This window comes from Streptomyces sp. SYP-A7185 (genome assembly GCF_046103685.1).
In the GTDB taxonomy this organism is placed as follows: domain Bacteria; phylum Actinomycetota; class Actinomycetes; order Streptomycetales; family Streptomycetaceae; genus Streptomyces.
Window position 1 is genome coordinate 5,514,423 of the sequence record NZ_CP122310.1, and the last position, 18,064, is coordinate 5,532,486.

At 69.6% G+C, this 18,064-nt stretch carries 11 protein-coding genes; 5 read left to right on the top strand and 6 right to left on the bottom strand.

The window, feature by feature from the left end:
- Positions 1-70 precede the first annotated feature (70 nt).
- Complete coding sequence (gene recQ, locus QBL25_RS24225) at positions 71-2,002, top strand: DNA helicase RecQ (RefSeq protein ID WP_409059100.1); 1,932 nt, start codon at positions 71-73, stop codon at positions 2,000-2,002.
- An 88-nt stretch (positions 2,003-2,090) separates the two neighbouring features.
- Here the strand turns inward: recQ and fahA are convergent, their stop codons facing one another.
- Positions 2,091-3,419 (bottom strand): fumarylacetoacetase, encoded by a 1,329-nt coding sequence (fahA, locus tag QBL25_RS24230; RefSeq protein ID WP_409059101.1) that lies wholly within the window; start codon positions 3,417-3,419, stop codon positions 2,091-2,093.
- A gap of 193 nt (positions 3,420-3,612) precedes the next feature.
- Here fahA and QBL25_RS24235 point away from each other — a divergent pair, with 193 nt between their 5' ends.
- A complete protein-coding gene (locus QBL25_RS24235; protein WP_409059102.1) occupies positions 3,613-4,869 on the top strand; it encodes an ATP-grasp domain-containing protein in 1,257 nt (418 codons plus the stop codon).
- 83 nt (positions 4,870-4,952) lie between these two features.
- Positions 4,953-6,155, top strand: coding sequence for an FAD-dependent oxidoreductase (locus QBL25_RS24240; RefSeq protein WP_409059103.1), 1,203 nt, complete (start codon positions 4,953-4,955; stop codon positions 6,153-6,155).
- A gap of 11 nt (positions 6,156-6,166) precedes the next feature.
- On the opposite strand, the gene QBL25_RS24245 is transcribed toward QBL25_RS24240, so the two are convergent.
- From QBL25_RS24245 to QBL25_RS24255, 3 genes are all read right to left on the bottom strand, one after another.
- Positions 6,167-6,670 (bottom strand): hypothetical protein, encoded by a 504-nt coding sequence (locus QBL25_RS24245; protein ID WP_409059104.1) that lies wholly within the window; start codon positions 6,668-6,670, stop codon positions 6,167-6,169.
- A gap of 73 nt (positions 6,671-6,743) precedes the next feature.
- Entirely contained in the window at positions 6,744-7,322 is a 579-nt protein-coding gene (locus QBL25_RS24250) for a HEAT repeat domain-containing protein (protein WP_409059105.1), read from the bottom strand.
- A gap of 68 nt (positions 7,323-7,390) precedes the next feature.
- Positions 7,391-11,992, bottom strand: a complete 4,602-nt coding sequence (locus QBL25_RS24255) for a DUF6531 domain-containing protein (RefSeq protein ID WP_409059106.1) — start codon at positions 11,990-11,992, stop codon at positions 7,391-7,393.
- 252 nt (positions 11,993-12,244) lie between these two features.
- Here QBL25_RS24255 and QBL25_RS24260 point away from each other — a divergent pair, with 252 nt between their 5' ends.
- On the top strand, positions 12,245-13,060 hold the full coding sequence (locus QBL25_RS24260) for an HAD family hydrolase (protein ID WP_409059107.1): 816 nt from the start codon (positions 12,245-12,247) through the stop codon (positions 13,058-13,060).
- A gap of 18 nt (positions 13,061-13,078) precedes the next feature.
- On the opposite strand, the gene QBL25_RS24265 is transcribed toward QBL25_RS24260, so the two are convergent.
- Both QBL25_RS24265 and QBL25_RS24270 read right to left on the bottom strand, forming a co-directional pair.
- Positions 13,079-15,067, bottom strand: a complete 1,989-nt coding sequence (locus tag QBL25_RS24265; protein WP_409059108.1) for a CocE/NonD family hydrolase — start codon at positions 15,065-15,067, stop codon at positions 13,079-13,081.
- Positions 15,068-15,077: 10 nt separating this feature from the next.
- Positions 15,078-16,592 (bottom strand): peptide MFS transporter, encoded by a 1,515-nt coding sequence (locus tag QBL25_RS24270; RefSeq protein WP_409059109.1) that lies wholly within the window; start codon positions 16,590-16,592, stop codon positions 15,078-15,080.
- 298 nt (positions 16,593-16,890) lie between these two features.
- On the opposite strand from QBL25_RS24270, the gene QBL25_RS24275 reads away from it, so the two are divergent.
- Complete coding sequence (locus QBL25_RS24275) at positions 16,891-17,901, top strand: polyprenyl synthetase family protein (RefSeq protein WP_409059110.1); 1,011 nt, start codon at positions 16,891-16,893, stop codon at positions 17,899-17,901.
- The last annotated feature ends 163 nt before the right edge of the window (positions 17,902-18,064 follow it).

The window sequence follows — 18,064 nt, forward strand, 5'->3', positions numbered from 1 at the left end:
TGAGCCCTATCGTGGAGTCTGTGGTCGAAGCGCGACGTACGGGGGCAGGGCGATGGATGGGGACGATGGCATGAGTGAGGTGGCCGTACCGAGCGCGGTGGCGGAGAGTGACGCGCTGCGGACGCTGCACCGCGTCTTCGGGTATGACGCGTTCCGCGGTGAGCAGGAAGCGATCATCGAGCATGTGGTCGCGGGCGGGGACTCCGTCGTCCTGATGCCCACCGGTGGCGGCAAGTCGCTCTGCTATCAGATCCCGGCGCTGGTGCGCCCCGGCACGGGCGTGGTCGTCTCGCCCCTCATCGCCCTCATGCAGGACCAGGTGGACGCGCTGCGGGCCCTGGGCGTGCGGGCCGGGTTCATCAACTCCACGCAGGACTTCGACGAGCGGCGCGTGATGGAGGCGGAGTTCCTCGCGGGCGAGCTCGACGTGCTCTATCTCGCGCCCGAGCGGCTGCGTCTGGAGGGCACTCTCGATCTGCTCTCGCGGGCCAAGATCTCCGTCTTCGCGATCGACGAGGCGCACTGCGTCGCGCAGTGGGGCCACGACTTCCGCCCCGACTATCTGGCGCTCTCCCTGCTCGGGGAGCGCTGGCCGGACGTGCCGCGGATCGCCCTGACGGCGACGGCCACGCACGCCACGCACCGGGAGATCACCGAGCGGCTCGGCATGCCGGACGCGAAGCACTTCGTGGCGAGCTTCGACCGGCCGAACATCCAGTACCGCATCGTGCCGAAGGCCGAGCCGAAGAAGCAGCTCCTGTCCTTCCTCAAGGAGGAGCACGCGGGCGACGCGGGCATCGTGTACTGCCTCTCGCGCAACTCCGTCGAGAAGACCGCCGAGTTCCTGTGCCGCAACGGCATCGAGGCCGTTCCGTACCACGCGGGTCTGGACGGCCGGATGCGCGCCGCCCACCAGTCCCGCTTCCTGCGCGAGGAGGGCCTGGTCGTCTGCGCGACGATCGCCTTCGGCATGGGCATCGACAAGCCGGACGTCCGGTTCGTCGCCCACCTCGACCTGCCGAAGTCGGTCGAGGGGTATTACCAGGAGACGGGCCGCGCGGGCCGTGACGGACTCCCCTCGACGGCCTGGATGGCGTACGGCCTCCAGGACGTCGTCCAGCAGCGGAAGATGATCCAGGGCAGCGAGGGGGACGAGGCGTTCCGCCGCCGGGCGGCGTCCCACCTGGACTCGATGCTGGCGCTGTGCGAGACGGCCCAGTGCCGCAGGGCCCAGCTCCTGACGTACTTCGGCCAGGACGCGGACGGCGAGTCCTGCGGCAACTGCGACACCTGCCTGACGCCCCCCGAGACGTGGGACGGCACGGTCCCGGCGCAGAAGGTCCTCTCCACGATCGTGCGGCTCCAGCGCGAGCGCGGCCAGAAGTTCGGCGCGGGCCAGATCATCGACATCCTGCTCGGCAAGAAGACCGCGAAGGTCATCCAGTTCGACCACGACCAGCTCTCGGTCTTCGGCATCGGCGAGGAGCTGGCCGAGGCCGAATGGCGGGGCGTGGTCCGGCAGTTGCTGGCGCAGGGCCTCCTCGCGGTCGAGGGGGAGTACGGCACGCTGGTCCTGACCGAGGAGAGCGGTTCCGTCCTCGGCCGGGAGCGGGAGGTGCGGTTGCGCAAGGAGCCCAAGCGGCCGGCCGCGGCGAAGGGCGCGAAGGGGGAGCGCAAGGCGAAGTCCGCGGCGGCGGTCGCGGAGCTGCCTCCGGAGGCGGTGCCGGTGTTCGAGGCGCTGCGGGCCTGGCGCGGCGCCCAGGCCAAGGAGCTGGGCCTCCCGGCGTACGTGATCTTCCACGACGCCACGCTGAGAGAGATCGCCACGCTGCGCCCGACGTCCCTGGCGGGCCTGGGCGGCATCAACGGCCTGGGCGAAAAGAAGCTGGCAACGTACGGAGAGGGAGTCCTGGAGGTACTGGCGGGCCTGGACGCCCCACAGCCCACCCAGGAATCCGAGCCCCCGGAGGAGGACTGGCCGGAGCCCCCGGAGGACTTCTAGGGGCCCAGAGGGCCCCGAAGGGGCGCGGCTTCGGAACCGCGCCCCGCCCAACCCCTCAAGCCCCCCTAGCCCCCCACGCCCCCAAGGCCTACGGCCTGCCACCCGCTGAGGCGACCCTGCCAGAAACCTCTCCGAGGCCGACCCGCGTACCATCCGGCCCCGGCGCCCAAGCCGTCAGCGTGACCTCGTCACCGTCCTCAAGGAACGTCCGCTTGCCGTCGGGCAGTTCGAGAGGATCGCGTCCGTTCCACGTGATCTCGATGAGCGAGCCGAACTGCCCCCGCTCGGGCCCGCTCACGGTGCCCGAACCGTACAGATCACCGGTACGCAGGGACGCGCCGTTCGCCGTCATGTGCGCCAGCTGCTGCGCGGCAGTCCAGTAGACGGTGGAGAAGGGCGGCTCGGAGATGACGTGACCGTTCAGGGTCACGGTGATGCGCAGGTCGTAGCCACCGGGCTCGTGCCCACCGGGCCCGTCCGCGACGGCATCCGCCGAGTCGTCCAAGTAGGGGAGGAGTTCGTGCGTGCGCTCCGGAGGGGCGACCCGCGCCGCGTCCAGCGCTTCGAGCGGGGTGATCCACGCCGAGACGGAGGTGGCGAAGGACTTGCCGAGGAACGGCCCGAGCGGCACGTACTCCCAGGCCTGGATGTCCCGCGCCGACCAGTCGTTGAGGAGGCTCAGCCCGAACACATGCTCCCGGAAGTCCGCGAGCGGCACCGGAGTGCCCAGCTCCGACGGCGTACCCACGACGAAGCCGACCTCGGCCTCGATGTCCAGGCGCACGGAGGGCCCGAAGACCGGCGCCGTCTCCGAGGGAGCCTTGCGCTGACCCGACGGACGTACCACCTCGGTCCCGGAGACCACAACGGTGCCCGACCGGCCGTGGTAACCAATGGGGAGGTGCTTCCAGTTGGGAGTCAGCGGGGAGGGTGCGTCCGGACGGAACATCTGCCCCAGGTGGGTCGCGTGGTGTTCGGAGGCGTAGAAGTCCACGTAGTCCGCGACCTCGAAGGGGAGGTGCAGTGTGACCTCGGACAGGGGGTGGAGGAGGGGGCGCACGACCTCGCGGTGCGCCGGGATCGTGACCCACGCGGTGAGCGCGCGACGCACGTCGGACCACGCCGTGCGCCCCGCGGCGAGCAGCGGATTGAGCGTGGGCCGGGCGAGCAGCGAAACGTAGGGAGAGCCGAGCGCGGCGGCAGCGGCGCCCGCGTCCAGGACATGATCGCCGAGCCGCACGCCCACGCGGCGCTCCGCGGCACCGGATGTGCCCTCATGCCCTGCGGCCAGGGAGAACACGCCGTACGGGAGGTTGTGCGGCCCGAAGGGATCGCCCTCCGCGAGAGCGAAGGGGTCGCCGACGGAGTGGGCGGAAGGGTCGCTCCCGGCCGGGTCGAGCGGGGTGTGCTCGGACATGCGTACCTGCCTCGCTTTCCATATGGGTGTGCCACACGTTACGTGGGAACCTTCGATTGAGGCAGTGTCTAAAGAGTTCGCAATGTCCGAATAAATCTTGCTGGAGTGGTCAGTTCCGGCTTAGCGTCCTTTGGGGGACGCGGACGGGGTGGGTCCGGGTCATACGGAGGGACACGTGGGGGGACCCGTGGCCATGAGGAACGACAGCGTGCCCTTCGCGGTGGACCGTGAGGTGCCCGGGCTCATCGTGAAGTTCGGCAACTACCCGCTGCACCACGGCGGTGTGGGCGCGATCCGCAGCCTCGGACGGCTCGGCGTGCCCATGTACGCGATCACGGAGGACCGGTACACGCCGGCCGCGGCCTCCCGCCATCTCACCGGCGCTTTCCCCTGGCCGACCACCGGGGCGGAGGAGCCGGAGCGGCTCGTGGACGGGATGCTGCGCATCGCGCGCCGGATCGGCAGACCCACGGTCCTGCTCCCGACCGACGAGGAAGCGGCCGTCCTCATAGCCGAGCACCAAGAGGCTCTGGGCGGCGCCGGCTTCCTCTTTCCGCGCGTGGACCCGGTGCTGCCCCGCCGCCTCGCCAGCAAGCAGGGCCTGCACGAGCTGTGCGTGCGGCACGGCATCGCCTCGCCCGCCGCGTCGTTCCCGGAGAGCTACGCCGACGTCAAGGAGTTCGCCGCCACGGCACTCTTCCCGGTGGTCGCCAAGAACCGCGAGGCGTTCACCCGCCGCTCCCGGCCCGCGGTGAACGGCACGACGCGCATCGAGACCCTGGAGGGCCTGCTCGCGCACGCCCGGCTCTGGGGCGAGCGGCCCGGCGTGATCCTCCAGGAGTATCTGCCGCGGGAGCAGGCCGAGGACTGGATCGTGCACGCGTACTTCGACGCGGACTCCGTGCCGCGCGCGCTGTTCACCGGCGTGAAGGTGCGCTCCTGGCCGCCGCACGCGGGGATGACGGCGAACGCGTACGTCGTCGACAACCCGGAACTCGCGGACCTGGCCGCGCGTTTCATCAAACAGATCGGCTTCACCGGCGTCATCGACCTCGACCTCCGCTTCGACCGGCGGGACGGTCAGTACAAACTGCTCGACTTCAACCCCCGCATGGGCGCGCAGTTCCGGCTTTTCGAGAACGAATCCGGGATCGACGTCGTCCGTGCGATGCATCTGCACCTGACGGGCCGCCCGGTCCCCGAGGGCGAGCAGCGCGCGGGGCACCGCTATGTCGTGGAGAACATCGACCTGCCCGCTCTCCTCGCCTACCGCCGCAGCGGCTACACCACACCGCACGCGCCCCCGCACGCGAGCGGCACGGAACTGGCCTGGCTCGCGGCGGACGACATGAAGCCGTTCTTCACGATGCTGGCCCGGTTCATACGGCCGGGGGCCAAGCACCTGTACCAGCTGTGGCGGACCAACCGCCGAGGCCACGGCCTGAGGTGACGCACCTCAAGGCCACGGCCTGAGGTGACGCACCACCCACGAAGCAGGCACACGCGGTAAGTGACGTCCTGGGGAGGGACTTCGTGATCCAACCAGTAGCAGTCATCGGGGCGGGGCCGTTCGGCCTCTCCACCGCGGCCCATCTGCGGGCCCGCGGCATTGCGGTTCGGGTCTTCGGCGACCCGATGGTGAGCTGGCGCGCGCACATGCCCGCGGGCATGCTCCTGAAGTCGACCCCGGTCGCCTCGAACATCGACGCGCCGCAGCCCGGCCACACCCTCGTCGACTACTGCGACGCGGCGGGCATCCGTCGGCTGGTCACCGACGAGGACATCATCCCGATCGAGACCTTCGTGGCGTACGGCGAGTGGTTCCAGCAGAAGCTCGTGCCCGACCTGGAGCAGGTGCGGGTGGTGTCGGTGGAGCGCAAGGGGACGGCTGGCTTCGGCCTGAAGCTGGACTCCGGCGAGCAGTTCACGGCCCGCGCGGTGGTGGTCGCGACCGGCCTCTCGGGGCTCGCCCAGTTGCCGCCGGCGCTCGTCGCGGCGGCCCCGGACGGGCCGGCGCCCACCGGGCCCGTCTCGCACAGCTCGCAGCACAGCGACCTGTCGCGGTTCGCCGGGCGCGAGCTGATCGTGGTCGGCGCGGGACAGTCCGCCCTGGAGACGGCGGCGCTCGCGGCCGAAGCGGGCGCGACCGTACGGGTGGTGGCGCGCGGCAAGGGGTCGGTGGCCTTCGGCGCCCCGCCGTGGAAGCAGCCGAAGCTGCGCCCGGAGTCCCCCTTCGGCCGCGCCTGGTCGCTCCACGCGATCAGCTACTACCCCCACCCGTACCGCTATCTGCCCCCGCAGGCCCGCCACTTCCTGGTCCGCCGCATCCTCGGCCCGCTGGGTGCGTGGTGGCTGCGCGAGCGCTACGAGGGCAAGGTCGAGACGCGAGAGGTCCGCCGCCTAGTCTCGGCGGACGTCCGGGACGGCAGCCCGGTCCTGCGGCTCGAGACCCTGGGCGGCCGCATCCGCGAACTCTCCGCGGACCACGTCATCGCGGCGACGGGCTACCGCGTCGACCTCGCCGCCATGGACTTCCTCGACCCCACCCTCCGCGCCCGCCTGGCAGCGAGCCGAGGCACCCCCAAACTGGGCGCGGGCTACGCCTCATCGATCCCGGGCCTGTACTTCACGGGCCTCCCGGCAGCGGCGTCGTACGGCCCGGTGATGCGTTTCGTCTGCGGCACGGAATACGCCTCCCCGAGACTGACGGGGCATGTGGCACGGGCGTACGGCTGAGGGTGCCTCGATCATCGGAGGGGTGAGCCAAACGAGTCGAGGAAGTCGGCCAGGACACGACCCGAGAACGGGTCGGTCGCAGGGTCTTCCGGCGTGACGAGACTGACGGTGAAGTACGTGGCAAGGAGAAGTCCCGTGCCCTCGACGGCTGCCGCGGTCTCGGGACCCGCGCACCGGACCCCGCTCACCCGTGCGGCTCGTAGCGGCCGGGGATGGAATCGGTAGAAGACCGAGAAGGGGCCTTCTCCCGAGTCGTCCAGGGCATAACCGTGCTCGGCCCAGAACTCCTCCATCGCGTGGCCCGAAGAGAAGGTGAGGATGCCGGGTTGACCATCGGCGTCATCGACGTCATCGGCGGCGGGGAGCGTCCAGTCGGCAGACGCCCCCGCTCCGGCGGGTTCCCCGCAGAGGAGCAGGCCGGGCCAGTGCTGACGGCGGCGGGCGATGAACTTCCCCGCCGCGGTGGGGAAGGCCGCATCCACGGTGAAGTCGCTCGAGTGACCGGTGATCTCCATGGTGGGACGCTACGTCCTGTCGCGCGGGAACGCGCCGGGCGGCGCCGCCAGCCGGCCTTCGGGCAACTGCTCGTCAGGCTCCACCGAGCATGGCGTCCTCGTCGTAACCGAGTTCTTCGTCGATGCCCAACTCCGCCGCCGCATGCCACTGGAGTGGCTTCGGCCATGCACCGGTGGCGACCTCGCGCAGGATTTCCTTCGCTTCCGGAGTGTCGATTTCAGCCAGAGACTCGATGCATTTGACGCACAAGGGAAAATAGGGGGCATCGGATTCCTGGCGCTCGCGCAGCAGGGAGCCGAGCGCGTCGACGGCTTCCGGGGAGTGGATCTCGCCCAGCATGTCGACCAAGTCTTCTTCGTTCGGGCCGCGTCCGGTGTCACCGGCTTTCGTGCCGGAGGTCAGCGCCGACAGCAGAATGCCGGCGAGCTCGCCGGGGCGCGCCACATGAACGGCCACGCCCGCGAACCGCTCGAACCTTCGCCAGTCTCCCGATTCCGCCGACGCGCGCAACCAGTCCAGGATCCTGTCGGGTGCCTGAGGAAAGGCGGACACCACCGCAGTTGCCTTCTCCCGGCCCACGTACCCCGGGCCGATGAAGTCGTCGACGCGGTCCGCCGACGGGGCACCCGCCGCATCTGACTGCTCTGGCATCTGCTTCTCTTTCCGCTCTCTCTGTTCCGCACACGGGGTTCCGGTCCACCTGCCGACCGGCACTCCGGCTACAGCAGCGTATGACTGCTCCTGAGGATGTTGGAGTTGAATACGTCGGCCGAGTTCTCCCGCAGGCCGAAGTTCAATCCGCCACGTTCCATCTTCACATGTACGAAGTCGACGCTCTCGCCGATCTCGTCCAGGTGGATTCCGAACGACTCGCGGATGGCCGCGATGTTGTCTCCGGATCCGCGGCCCGCCGCGATGAGCGCGTCTCTCGTGCCCGGAGCCATTTCGTACCGCACCATGTGCGTGTATTTCTGGGCGTTGCGTCCGCCACGCCTGGCGAAGCGTTCTGCGATACCGGTGACGTAATCCGTCTCCTGGGTCACGAAGTTCTCGCCCCGCGGAGTGATTTCACCCTTCGGCCCAAGGCGTGTGAACTCCTTCTCCGACATCACACGGAAGAAGACCTCATAGGGAGCGAGACCCAGAGGGTCCGACCATGTCCATGGGTTGGTCACGTATGTGACAGGGTTCGGTGCCGCGCTCAGACCCAGGGGATCGGGGGTGGCGTAGCGGCCGGTCGACGGGTCGTAGTACCGGTGCTGGTTGTAGTGCAGTCCCGTTTCGGGGTCGTGATACTGGCCCGGGAAGCGCAGCGGGATGTACGCGCTGCTTCCGGCCGGCCAGACGGTGGTGCCCCAGAGGGTGGAACGCGACTGCCACGCGATCTCACCCTGCTCGTCGATCAGCTCGGTCGGAGTGCCGACCAGATCGGTGACGATCGTGAAGAAGCGGGAGTCGATCTCCTCCTGGGTGAGGGTGTCCGTGAGCCGCTCCGTCTGGGCCACGGGGTGGAGCCCGTCGTGGTCCCAGGTCAACGTGACCGGATGGGGCAGGCCGCCTCCGGTGGACGTCTGCTCGGCGAGGCTGTCGCCGTCCCAGGTGAAGCGGATCTCCTCGATCACCGTCGCACCGTCGGCTGCGAGCCGCTGCTTGGCGGTGCGGCGGCCGAAGACGTCGTACCGGTAGCGCCAGACCGTTCCGTCGGGCGTGGTGACGGAGGTGAGGCGGTCCTCGGCGTCCCAGGTGTACTGCCAGCAATCAGGTGTGCGGGAGATCCGGGTCCTGCGGCGGACCACCACGCGGCCCGCTGCGTCGTACTCGCACGTCACACGCCCCGCCCGGAGCAAGCGTGTCCCCAGGTACGTCCGTTCTCCGCGGGCCTCCTCGGAGGCGTGGCCGGAAGGCCAGGTTGCACTGGACTGGTTGCCGGCGGCGTCGTAGGCGTATTCCTCGCGCCAGTTGCGCGCCGTGACACCGGTGACCCGGCCGATCGGGTCCAACTCGAACTGCCGCGCCCCGTGCACGAGGTCGTCGAAGCCCGTGACATGGCCGTCGGGGCGGTACTCGTACCTGCGCTCCTGCACACGACCGCGCGACGTCTCCACCGCCTGCTCCACCAGGGAGCCCGAGGTGTCCCACACCTGGTGCAGGGTGAGCGAATCTCCCGTGGAGCGGGAGATTTCACGGCCGACCGCGTCGTATCCGAAGCGCAGGGTGCGGCCGGACGTCGTCAGAGAAGCGCGGTGACCCTGCTCGTCATAGGTGTACGAGGCCACCGCGCCCGTCGGCGTGACGCGGCGGGTGCGTCGCCCCAGCGCGTCGTAATCGAACGTCAGCGTGTGCCCGTCCACGCTCTCCGCGACGATCCGGCCGAACTCGTCCCGGTCGAGTGAAACGTCACTGTCCGAGCCTGCGGCCTGAAGCAACCGGCCCATGCGATCCCGCCGGTACGTCGTGACGGCCCCGTCGGCGTCCTTGGTCACGACCTGCCCGAGCAGGTCCCGCTCGTAACTGATCTTCTGACCCAGGGCGTTGGTCCTGGAGACGAGCTGCCCGGCCGGGTCGTACCCGTAGCGCACCGTACGACCGTCGAAGTCGGTCTCGGCGACGACACGGCCCGCCGGATCATATGTGTACGACCACGTCAGGCCCAGCGGGTCGGTCACGCGGGTCAGACGCAAGGAGGCGTCATGGTCGTACGCGTACCGTGCGCCGTCCGGTCCCGTCACGGCGGACACCAGGTCGAAGTGCGTGTATTCGTACGAGGTGACGCCACCGTTGACATCCGTGTGCCGGACGCAGTTGCCCTCGCCGTCGTAGATCCACTCCTGTGTGGCTCCCTCCGGGCCGTGCCACAGCGCGACCCGCCCCTCCACCGTCCAGGACAGCCGCGCTTCGCTGCCGGTCGAGTCCGACACGGCGTTGACCCGGCCGAAGGCGTCATGGCTGCGCCACTCGTGCCGGCCTCGCGGATCGACGAGCTCTGTGGTGAGCCCCGCATCATTGGTGCGGATGCGTGTCGTCGCGCCGAGCGGATCGGTGACGGAGTCGAGGCGGCCCGCGCCGTCATGGGTGTAGCGCGTGGTCGCCCCGCTCGGGCTGGTCACCGCCGTGCAGTTGCCGCGCTCGTCATAATCCCGAAGCACCGTGCTTCCGTCGGCCTGAGTGATCGCGGTCGGTCCACCGTGCGGACCGTAGGCGAACCGGGCGGTCTCCCCGTCCGGATACGTGATGGTGAGCGGCTGCCCCAGCTCGTTCAACGTGTATCGGGTGGACCTGTCGAGCGGATCGGTGACCGCCACCACCTGGTGCCGGTCGTCGTAGGCGGTGCGGGTGATGCCACCGAGCGGGTCCATCTCGGCGACGACCTCGGACCGTTCATTGACGACGAACCGGGATACGGCACCCTCCGCTGTGGTGAGCGTGGTGATGCGGCAACCGGGCCAGCAAGGGTCGGAACCGTCGTGGTCGAGGATGATCGAGACATGTCCCGCCTCGCCTCCCTCGGCGACACAGCGGTCCTTGTCGTCGTAGGCGTAGTCGTAACGGCGCTGGTTGGTGTCGGTCCACGAGGTGACCCGGAGCCGCTCGTCGTAGGCGAACCGCAGCGGACGCCCGGAGGAGTTGACGACTTCGGTCAGATTGCCGTCGGTATAGCCGTAGGTCTTGACCGCGAGGTCGGTGCCGTCGTCGTCGGCACCGGCGAGGTAGAGGCCGGTGACCCGGTCCTCCTCCGTGGTGAATCTCAGCTCGTAGCCACCCGAGTGGTGCATCGCGCGGGGAGCGCCGTGCTCGTCGTACGCGACATCGATGGTGTTGCCGTTGTGGTCGGACATGCGCACGAGCGGCGCCATACCGTCTGTGGGTGCGGAGAAATGCCGCCACTGACCGGCCAGGGTGTCCTCGACGTGGTATTCGCCGCAGTCCAGGCGGGTCAGCGGCCAGTGGGGGCCGGACTCGGGAAGCACGGATGCGCCCGGAGCGGCGGGGTGGGGATAGGCCAGGAGCATGCCGTCCTCGGTGACGAACACCACGCCTTGCTCGTCGACTTCGAGTCGCTGGTCGAGAGTCGATGACCAGGACGGGCCGAACCAGCCGCCGGCTCGGTAGTCGGACGCGACGCGACGCGAGAAGACGAGAGGGAGGACTCCCGGCAGAGTGACGTCGGTCTGCGGCAGGAACATCTGGCCCGTGGCCATGTCCACCGGGTCACTGCCCTTGAACCGGACGATCCCCTTGAGGCGGCTGTAGGCGCCCTTGGCCCCGCTGGTGATCATGCTGCGGCCGGACTTGGCGAGGCCCCGTACGCCGTTGGCCATCGCCTTGAGTCCCTTGAGCCCGCCCTTGAGTCCCTTGAGTCCCTTGGCGAGGCCGCGGAGGCTGGTGAGGCCCTTCATGCCGGGTATGCAGTCCAGGGCGGCGAAGGCGACGTCCCATAGGGAGGCCTCGCCCTTGGCGTATTTGTTGAGGGTGTCGGCGAGCACGATCAGGGCGGCGATCAGGACGATCGCGCCGAGGATGGGGCCGCCGATGATCATCGCGATGATGCCGAGGACGGCGACGACGACTTTGCAGACGGCGACGATGGTGTCCCAGTTGTCGGTGACCCAGTCGCCGACCTCTTCCCACCACTTACGGTTCTGGATGCCGGCGTCGGAGGCCTCTTCGAGTTTCTTCTTCGCGGTGCCGGCCGCGGTCTCGCGCATTTTGCGGGCGTCTTCGGCCATCTTCTTCGCCGCGTCCAGGTTGGACTGCGCCGCCGTGACGTCCGCTTTGGCGGCGGTCTGGGCTTTTTCGGCGGAGGTGGCGTTGCGGGTGGCGGCCTTGACCTTGTCGGGGTCGGGCTTGGGCACGTCCTTGCCGGCCTTGGAGCCGCCGTCGTCGTCCTTGTACTTGTCGGCTTCCTTGCCCGCGCGGTCCACCCAGGAGTCGGCGGAGGTGAGGCGGGACTGGGCGGCGCTGAGGCTGGTCTGCGCTTCACGGCCTTGGGCCAGGGCCTTGTCGGCCAGGGCCTGGGAGCGTTCCAGCTCGGGCCAGTAGGTGGACAGGGCGTCGCCGGCCATTTCGTAGCTCTTCTTGAGCTTCTTCAGCTTGCCCGGCGCCGACTCGAACTCCGAGGTGAACGATTCGGCGGTCTTGCCCGCCCACGTGAGGATCGCGTCCTCGCCCGCCATCCCCTTGATGTCGCGGAGCACCTTGGAGACGTCGTCGGCGAAGTCGTGCAGGTTCTTCGCCAGGTTCCGGACGCGGTCCGGGTCCCCGGGCGTGGGGTCCTTGTCCAGGTCCAGGACATGCCAATCCGCCGGACGATTCCCCGCCATCCCGCAACCCCCGTCACGCGTTCCCTGACGCCCATCTGACGCGGGGTGCAAAGTTACTAGGTTTGCTCGTGGGGAGGATGGCGGAGGTCGTATTCCGTTGTCAGGGCGGGGCGCGTCATAGCCTGGGGGCCGTTCTCCGGGACTCGTCCCGGTGAATCCCGTGAGCGCCGGTTGTGCGACCAGCGCACTGGTCGCGTCACAGCTCTTGTGACGTTGCTATCGGCGGCGCCCGGGATCCGTATTCTCTGGATCATGGCTGCACCCCTCGCATATTCACTCATCGCCACTGACCTGGACGGAACGCTGCTGCGCGGCGACGACACCGTCTCCGACCGGTCGTTGGCCGCGCTGTCGGCGGCGGCCGCTGCGGGGGCGCACCACCTGGTGGTGACCGGGCGGCCCGCGCCCCGGGTGAAGCCGCTGCTCGACGATCTGGGGGGCGGCGGCCTTGCCGTCTGCGGGCAGGGGGCGCAGCTGTACGACTCCGGGGCCGACCGCATGGTGTGGTCCGTGACGCTCGACCGTGAGCTCGCCGAGGCCGCGCTCGGGAAGATCGAGGCCGAGGTGGGGGAGGTCTACGCCGCCGTCGACCAGGACGGCGTGGACGGGCTCACGCTCATCGAGCCCGGGTATCTGATGCCGCACCCCACCCTGCCCGCCGTGCGCGTACGGGGGCGTGACGCGCTCTGGGCCGAGCCCATCAGCAAGGTGCTCCTGCGCCACCCCGAGTTGTCCGACGACGAGTTGGCCGCCGTCGCCCGCGACGCCGTCGGGCCGCTGGCCACCGTCACCATGTCGGGGCCCGGCACCGTCGAGCTCCAGCCGCGCGGGGTGACCAAGGCGACCGGACTCGCGCTCGCCGCCGAACGGCTCGGGATGACCGCCGAGGACACCATCGCCTTCGGGGACATGCCCAACGACGTACCGATGTTCGTCTGGGCGGCCCGTGGCGTCGCCATGGCCAACGCCCACCCCGACCTCAAGTCGGCCGCCGACGAGGTGACGGCCTCCAACGAGGACGACGGGGTCGCCGTCGTCGTCGAGCGCCTGCTGGGCACCGACCGGTGACGTTGCTCCACCGGTCCCTCAACCCGCCGTGCGCGGGATCCGCTTCTCCCACGTGCGGTGGAAGACCACCTCGCCGCCGTCCTTGCACACCACTTCGTTCGACGTGATGAAGTCCGCCGCGTCGCACGTGATCTCGGAGCGGGACGTGATCGACACGTCCCACGCGAGCTCCGGGCGGTGCAGGCGGATCGTCCAGTCGGAGCGGGTACGGGCGCTCAGGGGGTCGTACTCGTTGATCGTGTACGTCTCCACCGCGTCCTCGGTGAATTCGAGGCCGTCCGGGTAGACCCGCGTACCGCCGTAGCGCGGGTCCACCTCCAGGCGCCATTCGCCCTTGGCCACGTCGCGGACGACCAGGCGCTCGGGGCGCAGTTCGTCGAGCGTCGCCGGGTAGACCACCTCAAGGGGCTCCGACTGCTCCGGAGCGGCGAAGGTGATCGAGGGGTCCAGGTCGCCTTCCCGTACCGGCAGTTCCAGGGCGCTGCCCGGCGGGTCCAGGACGAAGCCCGCCGAGTCCGCCTGCGGCCAGATCCACGGCCAGTACGCGGACGACACCGCGAGCCTGATCCGGTGGCCCGGCGGGAACGTGTGGCCGATCGCGTTCAGTTCGAAGGTCACCTTCTGCGTCTCGCCGACCGGCCACGGGTCCACGCGGTCCCGGCCGTTGCGGGCGGAGAGGTTCAGGACACCGCGCGTGACCAGCGTCGACGAGCCGTCCGGGGCCACGTCGCACACCCGCGCGACGGCCTGGCCGGAGGGGGTGTCCATGGCCAGGCGCAGGGTCACCCTGGGGCGGCCCAGGATGCGTACGGCGGAGGGGACCTCGAACTCGAAGCACGCCGACTTCGCGTCCTCGTCCCGCTGGTCAGGGGGCAGGTCGGCGTCGTTGCCGAACGGGAAATAGCGGCCCGCGTCCAGACCCGTGTGCTGCGGGGAGTTCACGATCATCGGGGCGCCCTGGAGGGCGTAGGAGACCGGCGTGACGTTCGGGGACGGCCAGGAGGGGTCACCGACCCAGCCGCCCGGCAGCTCCGCGTACACCGTGGCCGGCGGGTGGGAGTCGCTGATCCAGGAGCGCAGCTTCGGCTCCGCCATGATGCCCGTGTCGATGCCCTTGAGATGGTGGTCCCACCAGCGCAGGGTCTCCTGGAGGAAGCCGATCGCCGGGCCCGGCGGCAGCCCCCGGTCCGGGTACTGGTGCGACCACGGGCCGATCAGCCCCCGTACGTCGCCCGGCAGATGTTCCACCAGGCGCAGGACCGTGTCCCGGTAGGGGTCGTGGAAGCCGCCCACCGCGAGGACGGCGGCGCCGATCGCCGAGTAGTCCTCGCAGACGCTGCCGTGGCGCCAGTAGTCGTCCCGGGTCTGGTGGTCGAGCCAGGTGTGGATGAAGGGCTCCACGGCTTCGAGGCGGTTCAGCCACATCTCCCGCCAGCGGTCGCCGACGTACAGCGGGTCCGGGGGGCGGGAGACGAAGGCGAGCATCGTGGCCGCCCACGCGTGCATGTCCACCGCGAGGACGGAACCACCCATGTAGTGCACGTCGTTGTCATAGCGGTCGTCCGCGGAGCAGACCGTGACGATCGCCTTGAGCGGCTCGGGCGCGAGGGCCGCGATCTGGAGGGAGTTGAAGCCGCCCCAGGAGATGCCGAACATGCCGACCTTGCCCGAGCACCAGGGCTGCGCGGCGAGCCAGTGGACGACCTCGACCCCGTCGGCCAGCTCGACCGGGGAGTACTCGTCGCCCGGCATGCCCTCCGAGTTGCCGTGGCCCCGCACGTCCACGCGCACGGAGGCGTAGCCGTGGCCCGCGTACCAGGGGTGGCGCTGCCAGTCGCGCGGCGCCGTCCAGTCGCTCAGCCGGTAGGGGAGGTACTCCAGGAGCGCGGGGACGGGTTCGTCCGTCACCGGGCGCCAGACGCGCGCGTACAGCGTGGTCCCGTCCGGGAGGGGTACCAGGACGTCCTCGCGCGTGGTCTCGTACGGGAAGGAAGTGCGAATCTGCATGGCGGGTACCTCAGTGGACGGGGTGCATGGTGCGGCGCAGCCACGGCGCGAGCAGGATGACGGCGACGCCCGCGGCGACGGCGATCGCGCCGTTCACGCCGAAGTACGCCGGGTTGGAGACCTCTCCGTACAGCTTCACGATCTGGGCCTGGATGCCGTTGGCGAGGGCGAGCGAGAGGAACCAGAGGGCCATGGTCTGGCTGGCGAACGCCCGGGGGGCGAGCTTCGTCGTGGCCGACATGCCGGAGGTCTCCACGAGGATGTCGCCGAGCCCGAGCAGCAGATAGGAACCGACGATCCACCAGACCGCCATCTTGTACGTGTCGTCGCCGTGCCCCGAGGTCGGCAGGACCATCAGGAGGAAGGAAAGGCCGCCCAGGATCACGCCGAACGCGATCTTGTTGGAGGCGTGCGGCTGGCGGTGGCCCATCCGGGCCCAGACCGCGGCGACGACGGGGGCGAGCGCGACCTCGAAGGCGCCGAGCGCGGAGGCGTACCAGCTGGCGGGGAAGGTGAAGCCGAGGATGGACGTCTCGGCGTTCGTCGACGCGAGCAGGATCATCGTCGAGTACGCCTGGAAGAGGATGAAGTTGAAGACGACCGAGGCGAGGAAGAGCACCACGTACGGCCTGAGGCGGCCGCGCTCCTCGGACGTCACGCGCGGGCTGCGGAACATGACCGCGAAGTAGACGATCGGCGCGATCACCGAGATGACGGTGAGCAGGTCGACGAAGCGGTCCATCGTCAGCCAGCCGACGGCGGCGAGCAGGGCGGCGAGCGCGGCGAACACGAGGACGCCGGCGACGATCAGGACGACCGCGCGGCGCATCGCGTCCTTGGGCAGCGCGAACTCCGCCGAGGCCTTGCGTCCGGCGAGGTGGCGGCGGCCGAGGACGTACTGGATCAGGCCGAAGGTCATGCCGATCGCGGCCGCCGAGAAGCCCCAGTGCCAGCCCTTGTGGTCGCCGAGCCAGCCGGTGATCAGCGGTCCGGCGAAGGCGCCGATGTTGATGCCCATGTAGTACAGCGCGAAGCCCGCGTCACGCCGGTCGTCGTCCGTGCGGTAGAGCTTGCCGACCATCGAGGCCACGTTCGGCTTGAGCAGGCCGGTTCCCGCGCTGATCAGACCGAGGCCGACCCAGGTCATCGTCGCCGTCGGGACCGCCATCGAGTAGTGGCCGCAGGCGATGAGGATGCCGCCCCACAGGACCGCGCGGTACGAGCCGAGGATGCGGTCGGCGAGCCAGCCGCCGGCCACCGACACGAGGTACACGAGCGTTCCGTACGCCGCCGACACCGAGGCGGCGGTCCCGGAATCCATGCCCATTCCGTCGTTCGCGACGGAGTCCGCGAAGTACAGGACGAGGATGGCCTGCATGCCGAGGAACGAGAAGCGCTCCCAGACCTCGAGGCCCGACAGGGTGAGCAGCCCGCGCGGCTGCCCGAAGAAGGCGTGGTCGTCGCCGGGCGGCGGTTCCGTCGGCGGCTCCGCGGGCGGTTCGGTGTCGGCCTCGGTGCGGGACAAAGGGTGTGCTCCCGTTAGCTCTGTTACTTATGGGGCTTCCGTTGCCTCTAGGGCTAAGCGGTCTTCTGCGTCGTATCAGCTGATCAAGAACATACCGGTGGTCGTCACACCCCGCCTGGGCGGCATTGCACAGGCGGGTGCCCACTGTGATCGAAAGGCGACCGGATACGCTGACTTGAGTGATGGCAGCGACACATCGACAAACCGTGTCATCGACCCCGTCATCGCGCGAAGATCGACCGAGTGATGATCGACCGAGTGACCGACTTGTGATCGTCAGCAGACAGGAGAACCCCTCGTGACCGTCGTCGGGCCCTTCGGCCTCAGCGTGCGGGACCAGGCTCTCGAAGCCGATGTCCAGGCCGGATTGGCGGCCGTCGAGGAAGGTCTGCTCGACGCCACCAAAAGCGGGGTCCCCTTCATCACGGAGGCCGCGCAGCATCTGGTGCGCGCGGGCGGCAAGCGGTTCAGGCCGCTCCTCGTGATGCTCTCCTCGCAGTTCGGCGACCCCTACGCGCCGGGCGTCGTGCCCTCCGCCGTCGTCGTCGAGCTCACCCACCTCGCGACGCTCTACCACGACGACGTCATGGACGAGGCGGACGTGCGCCGCGGGGTCGACAGCGCCAACCAGCGCTGGGGCAACTCCGTGGCCGTCCTCACGGGCGACTTCCTGTTCGCCCGCGCCTCGTACATCCTGGCCGACCTCGGCCCGGACGCCGTCCGCATCCAGGCGGAGGCGTTCGAACGCCTGGTCACCGGCCAGATCCTGGAGACGGCGGGCCCGACCGAGGGCCGCGACCCGATCGACCACTACCTCGACGTGCTGGGCGGCAAGACCGGCTCGCTCGTCGCCGTGGCCTGCCGGTTCGGCGCCATGATGTCGGGCGCCGACGAGACCGTCGTGGACGTCCTGACCCAATACGGCGAGCGGCTCGGCGTCGCCTTCCAGCTCGCCGACGACGTCCTGGACATCGCTTCGGACTCGCACGAGTCCGGCAAGACGCCCGGCACCGACCTGCGCGAGGGCATTCCGACGCTGCCGGTCCTGCGCCTGCGCGAGCGGGTGGAGAAGCTCGGGCTGCCCGAGGACATCGCCCTGAGCGAGCTCCTCGACTCGGACCTGACGGACGACGCGCGGCACGCGGAGGCGCTGGCGCTGCTGCGGGCCCACCCCGCCCTTGAGCAGGCGCGCAAGGACACCGTGCGGTTCGCGGAGGAGGCGCGGGACACCCTCGCGCCGCTGCGGGACTGCGACGCGAAGACCTCGCTCGTCGAGCTCTGCGATCTGGTGGTCCACCGGGCGGGCTGAGGCCCGGCCGGCGGAATGTGACTCAGTTCACAGCGATTCGTCCAGTTTGGATTGAGTCCAGGATCGGATCCACTCCGTACTCATGCCCGGAAGTCGACGCAGGGGGCGTCGGCTCAGGTACGGGGAGATTTTTGACCATGGGCACTTTTGGTACATCTGGTGC

Bases quoted from the DNA above. Each gene is read 5' to 3' on its own strand.
- recQ (WP_409059100.1), top strand. From the start codon at position 71: ATGAGTGAGGTGGCCGTACCGAGCGCGGTGGCGGAGAGTGACGCGCTG.
- fahA (WP_409059101.1), bottom strand. From the start codon at position 3,419: ATGTCCGAGCACACCCCGCTCGACCCGGCCGGGAGCGACCCTTCCGCC.
- QBL25_RS24235 (WP_409059102.1), top strand. From the start codon at position 3,613: ATGAGGAACGACAGCGTGCCCTTCGCGGTGGACCGTGAGGTGCCCGGG.
- QBL25_RS24245 (WP_409059104.1), bottom strand. From the start codon at position 6,670: ATGGAGATCACCGGTCACTCGAGCGACTTCACCGTGGATGCGGCCTTC.
- QBL25_RS24250 (WP_409059105.1), bottom strand. From the start codon at position 7,322: ATGCCAGAGCAGTCAGATGCGGCGGGTGCCCCGTCGGCGGACCGCGTC.
- QBL25_RS24255 (WP_409059106.1), bottom strand. From the start codon at position 11,992: ATGGCGGGGAATCGTCCGGCGGATTGGCATGTCCTGGACCTGGACAAG.
- QBL25_RS24260 (WP_409059107.1), top strand. From the start codon at position 12,245: ATGGCTGCACCCCTCGCATATTCACTCATCGCCACTGACCTGGACGGA.
- QBL25_RS24265 (WP_409059108.1), bottom strand. From the start codon at position 15,067: ATGCAGATTCGCACTTCCTTCCCGTACGAGACCACGCGCGAGGACGTC.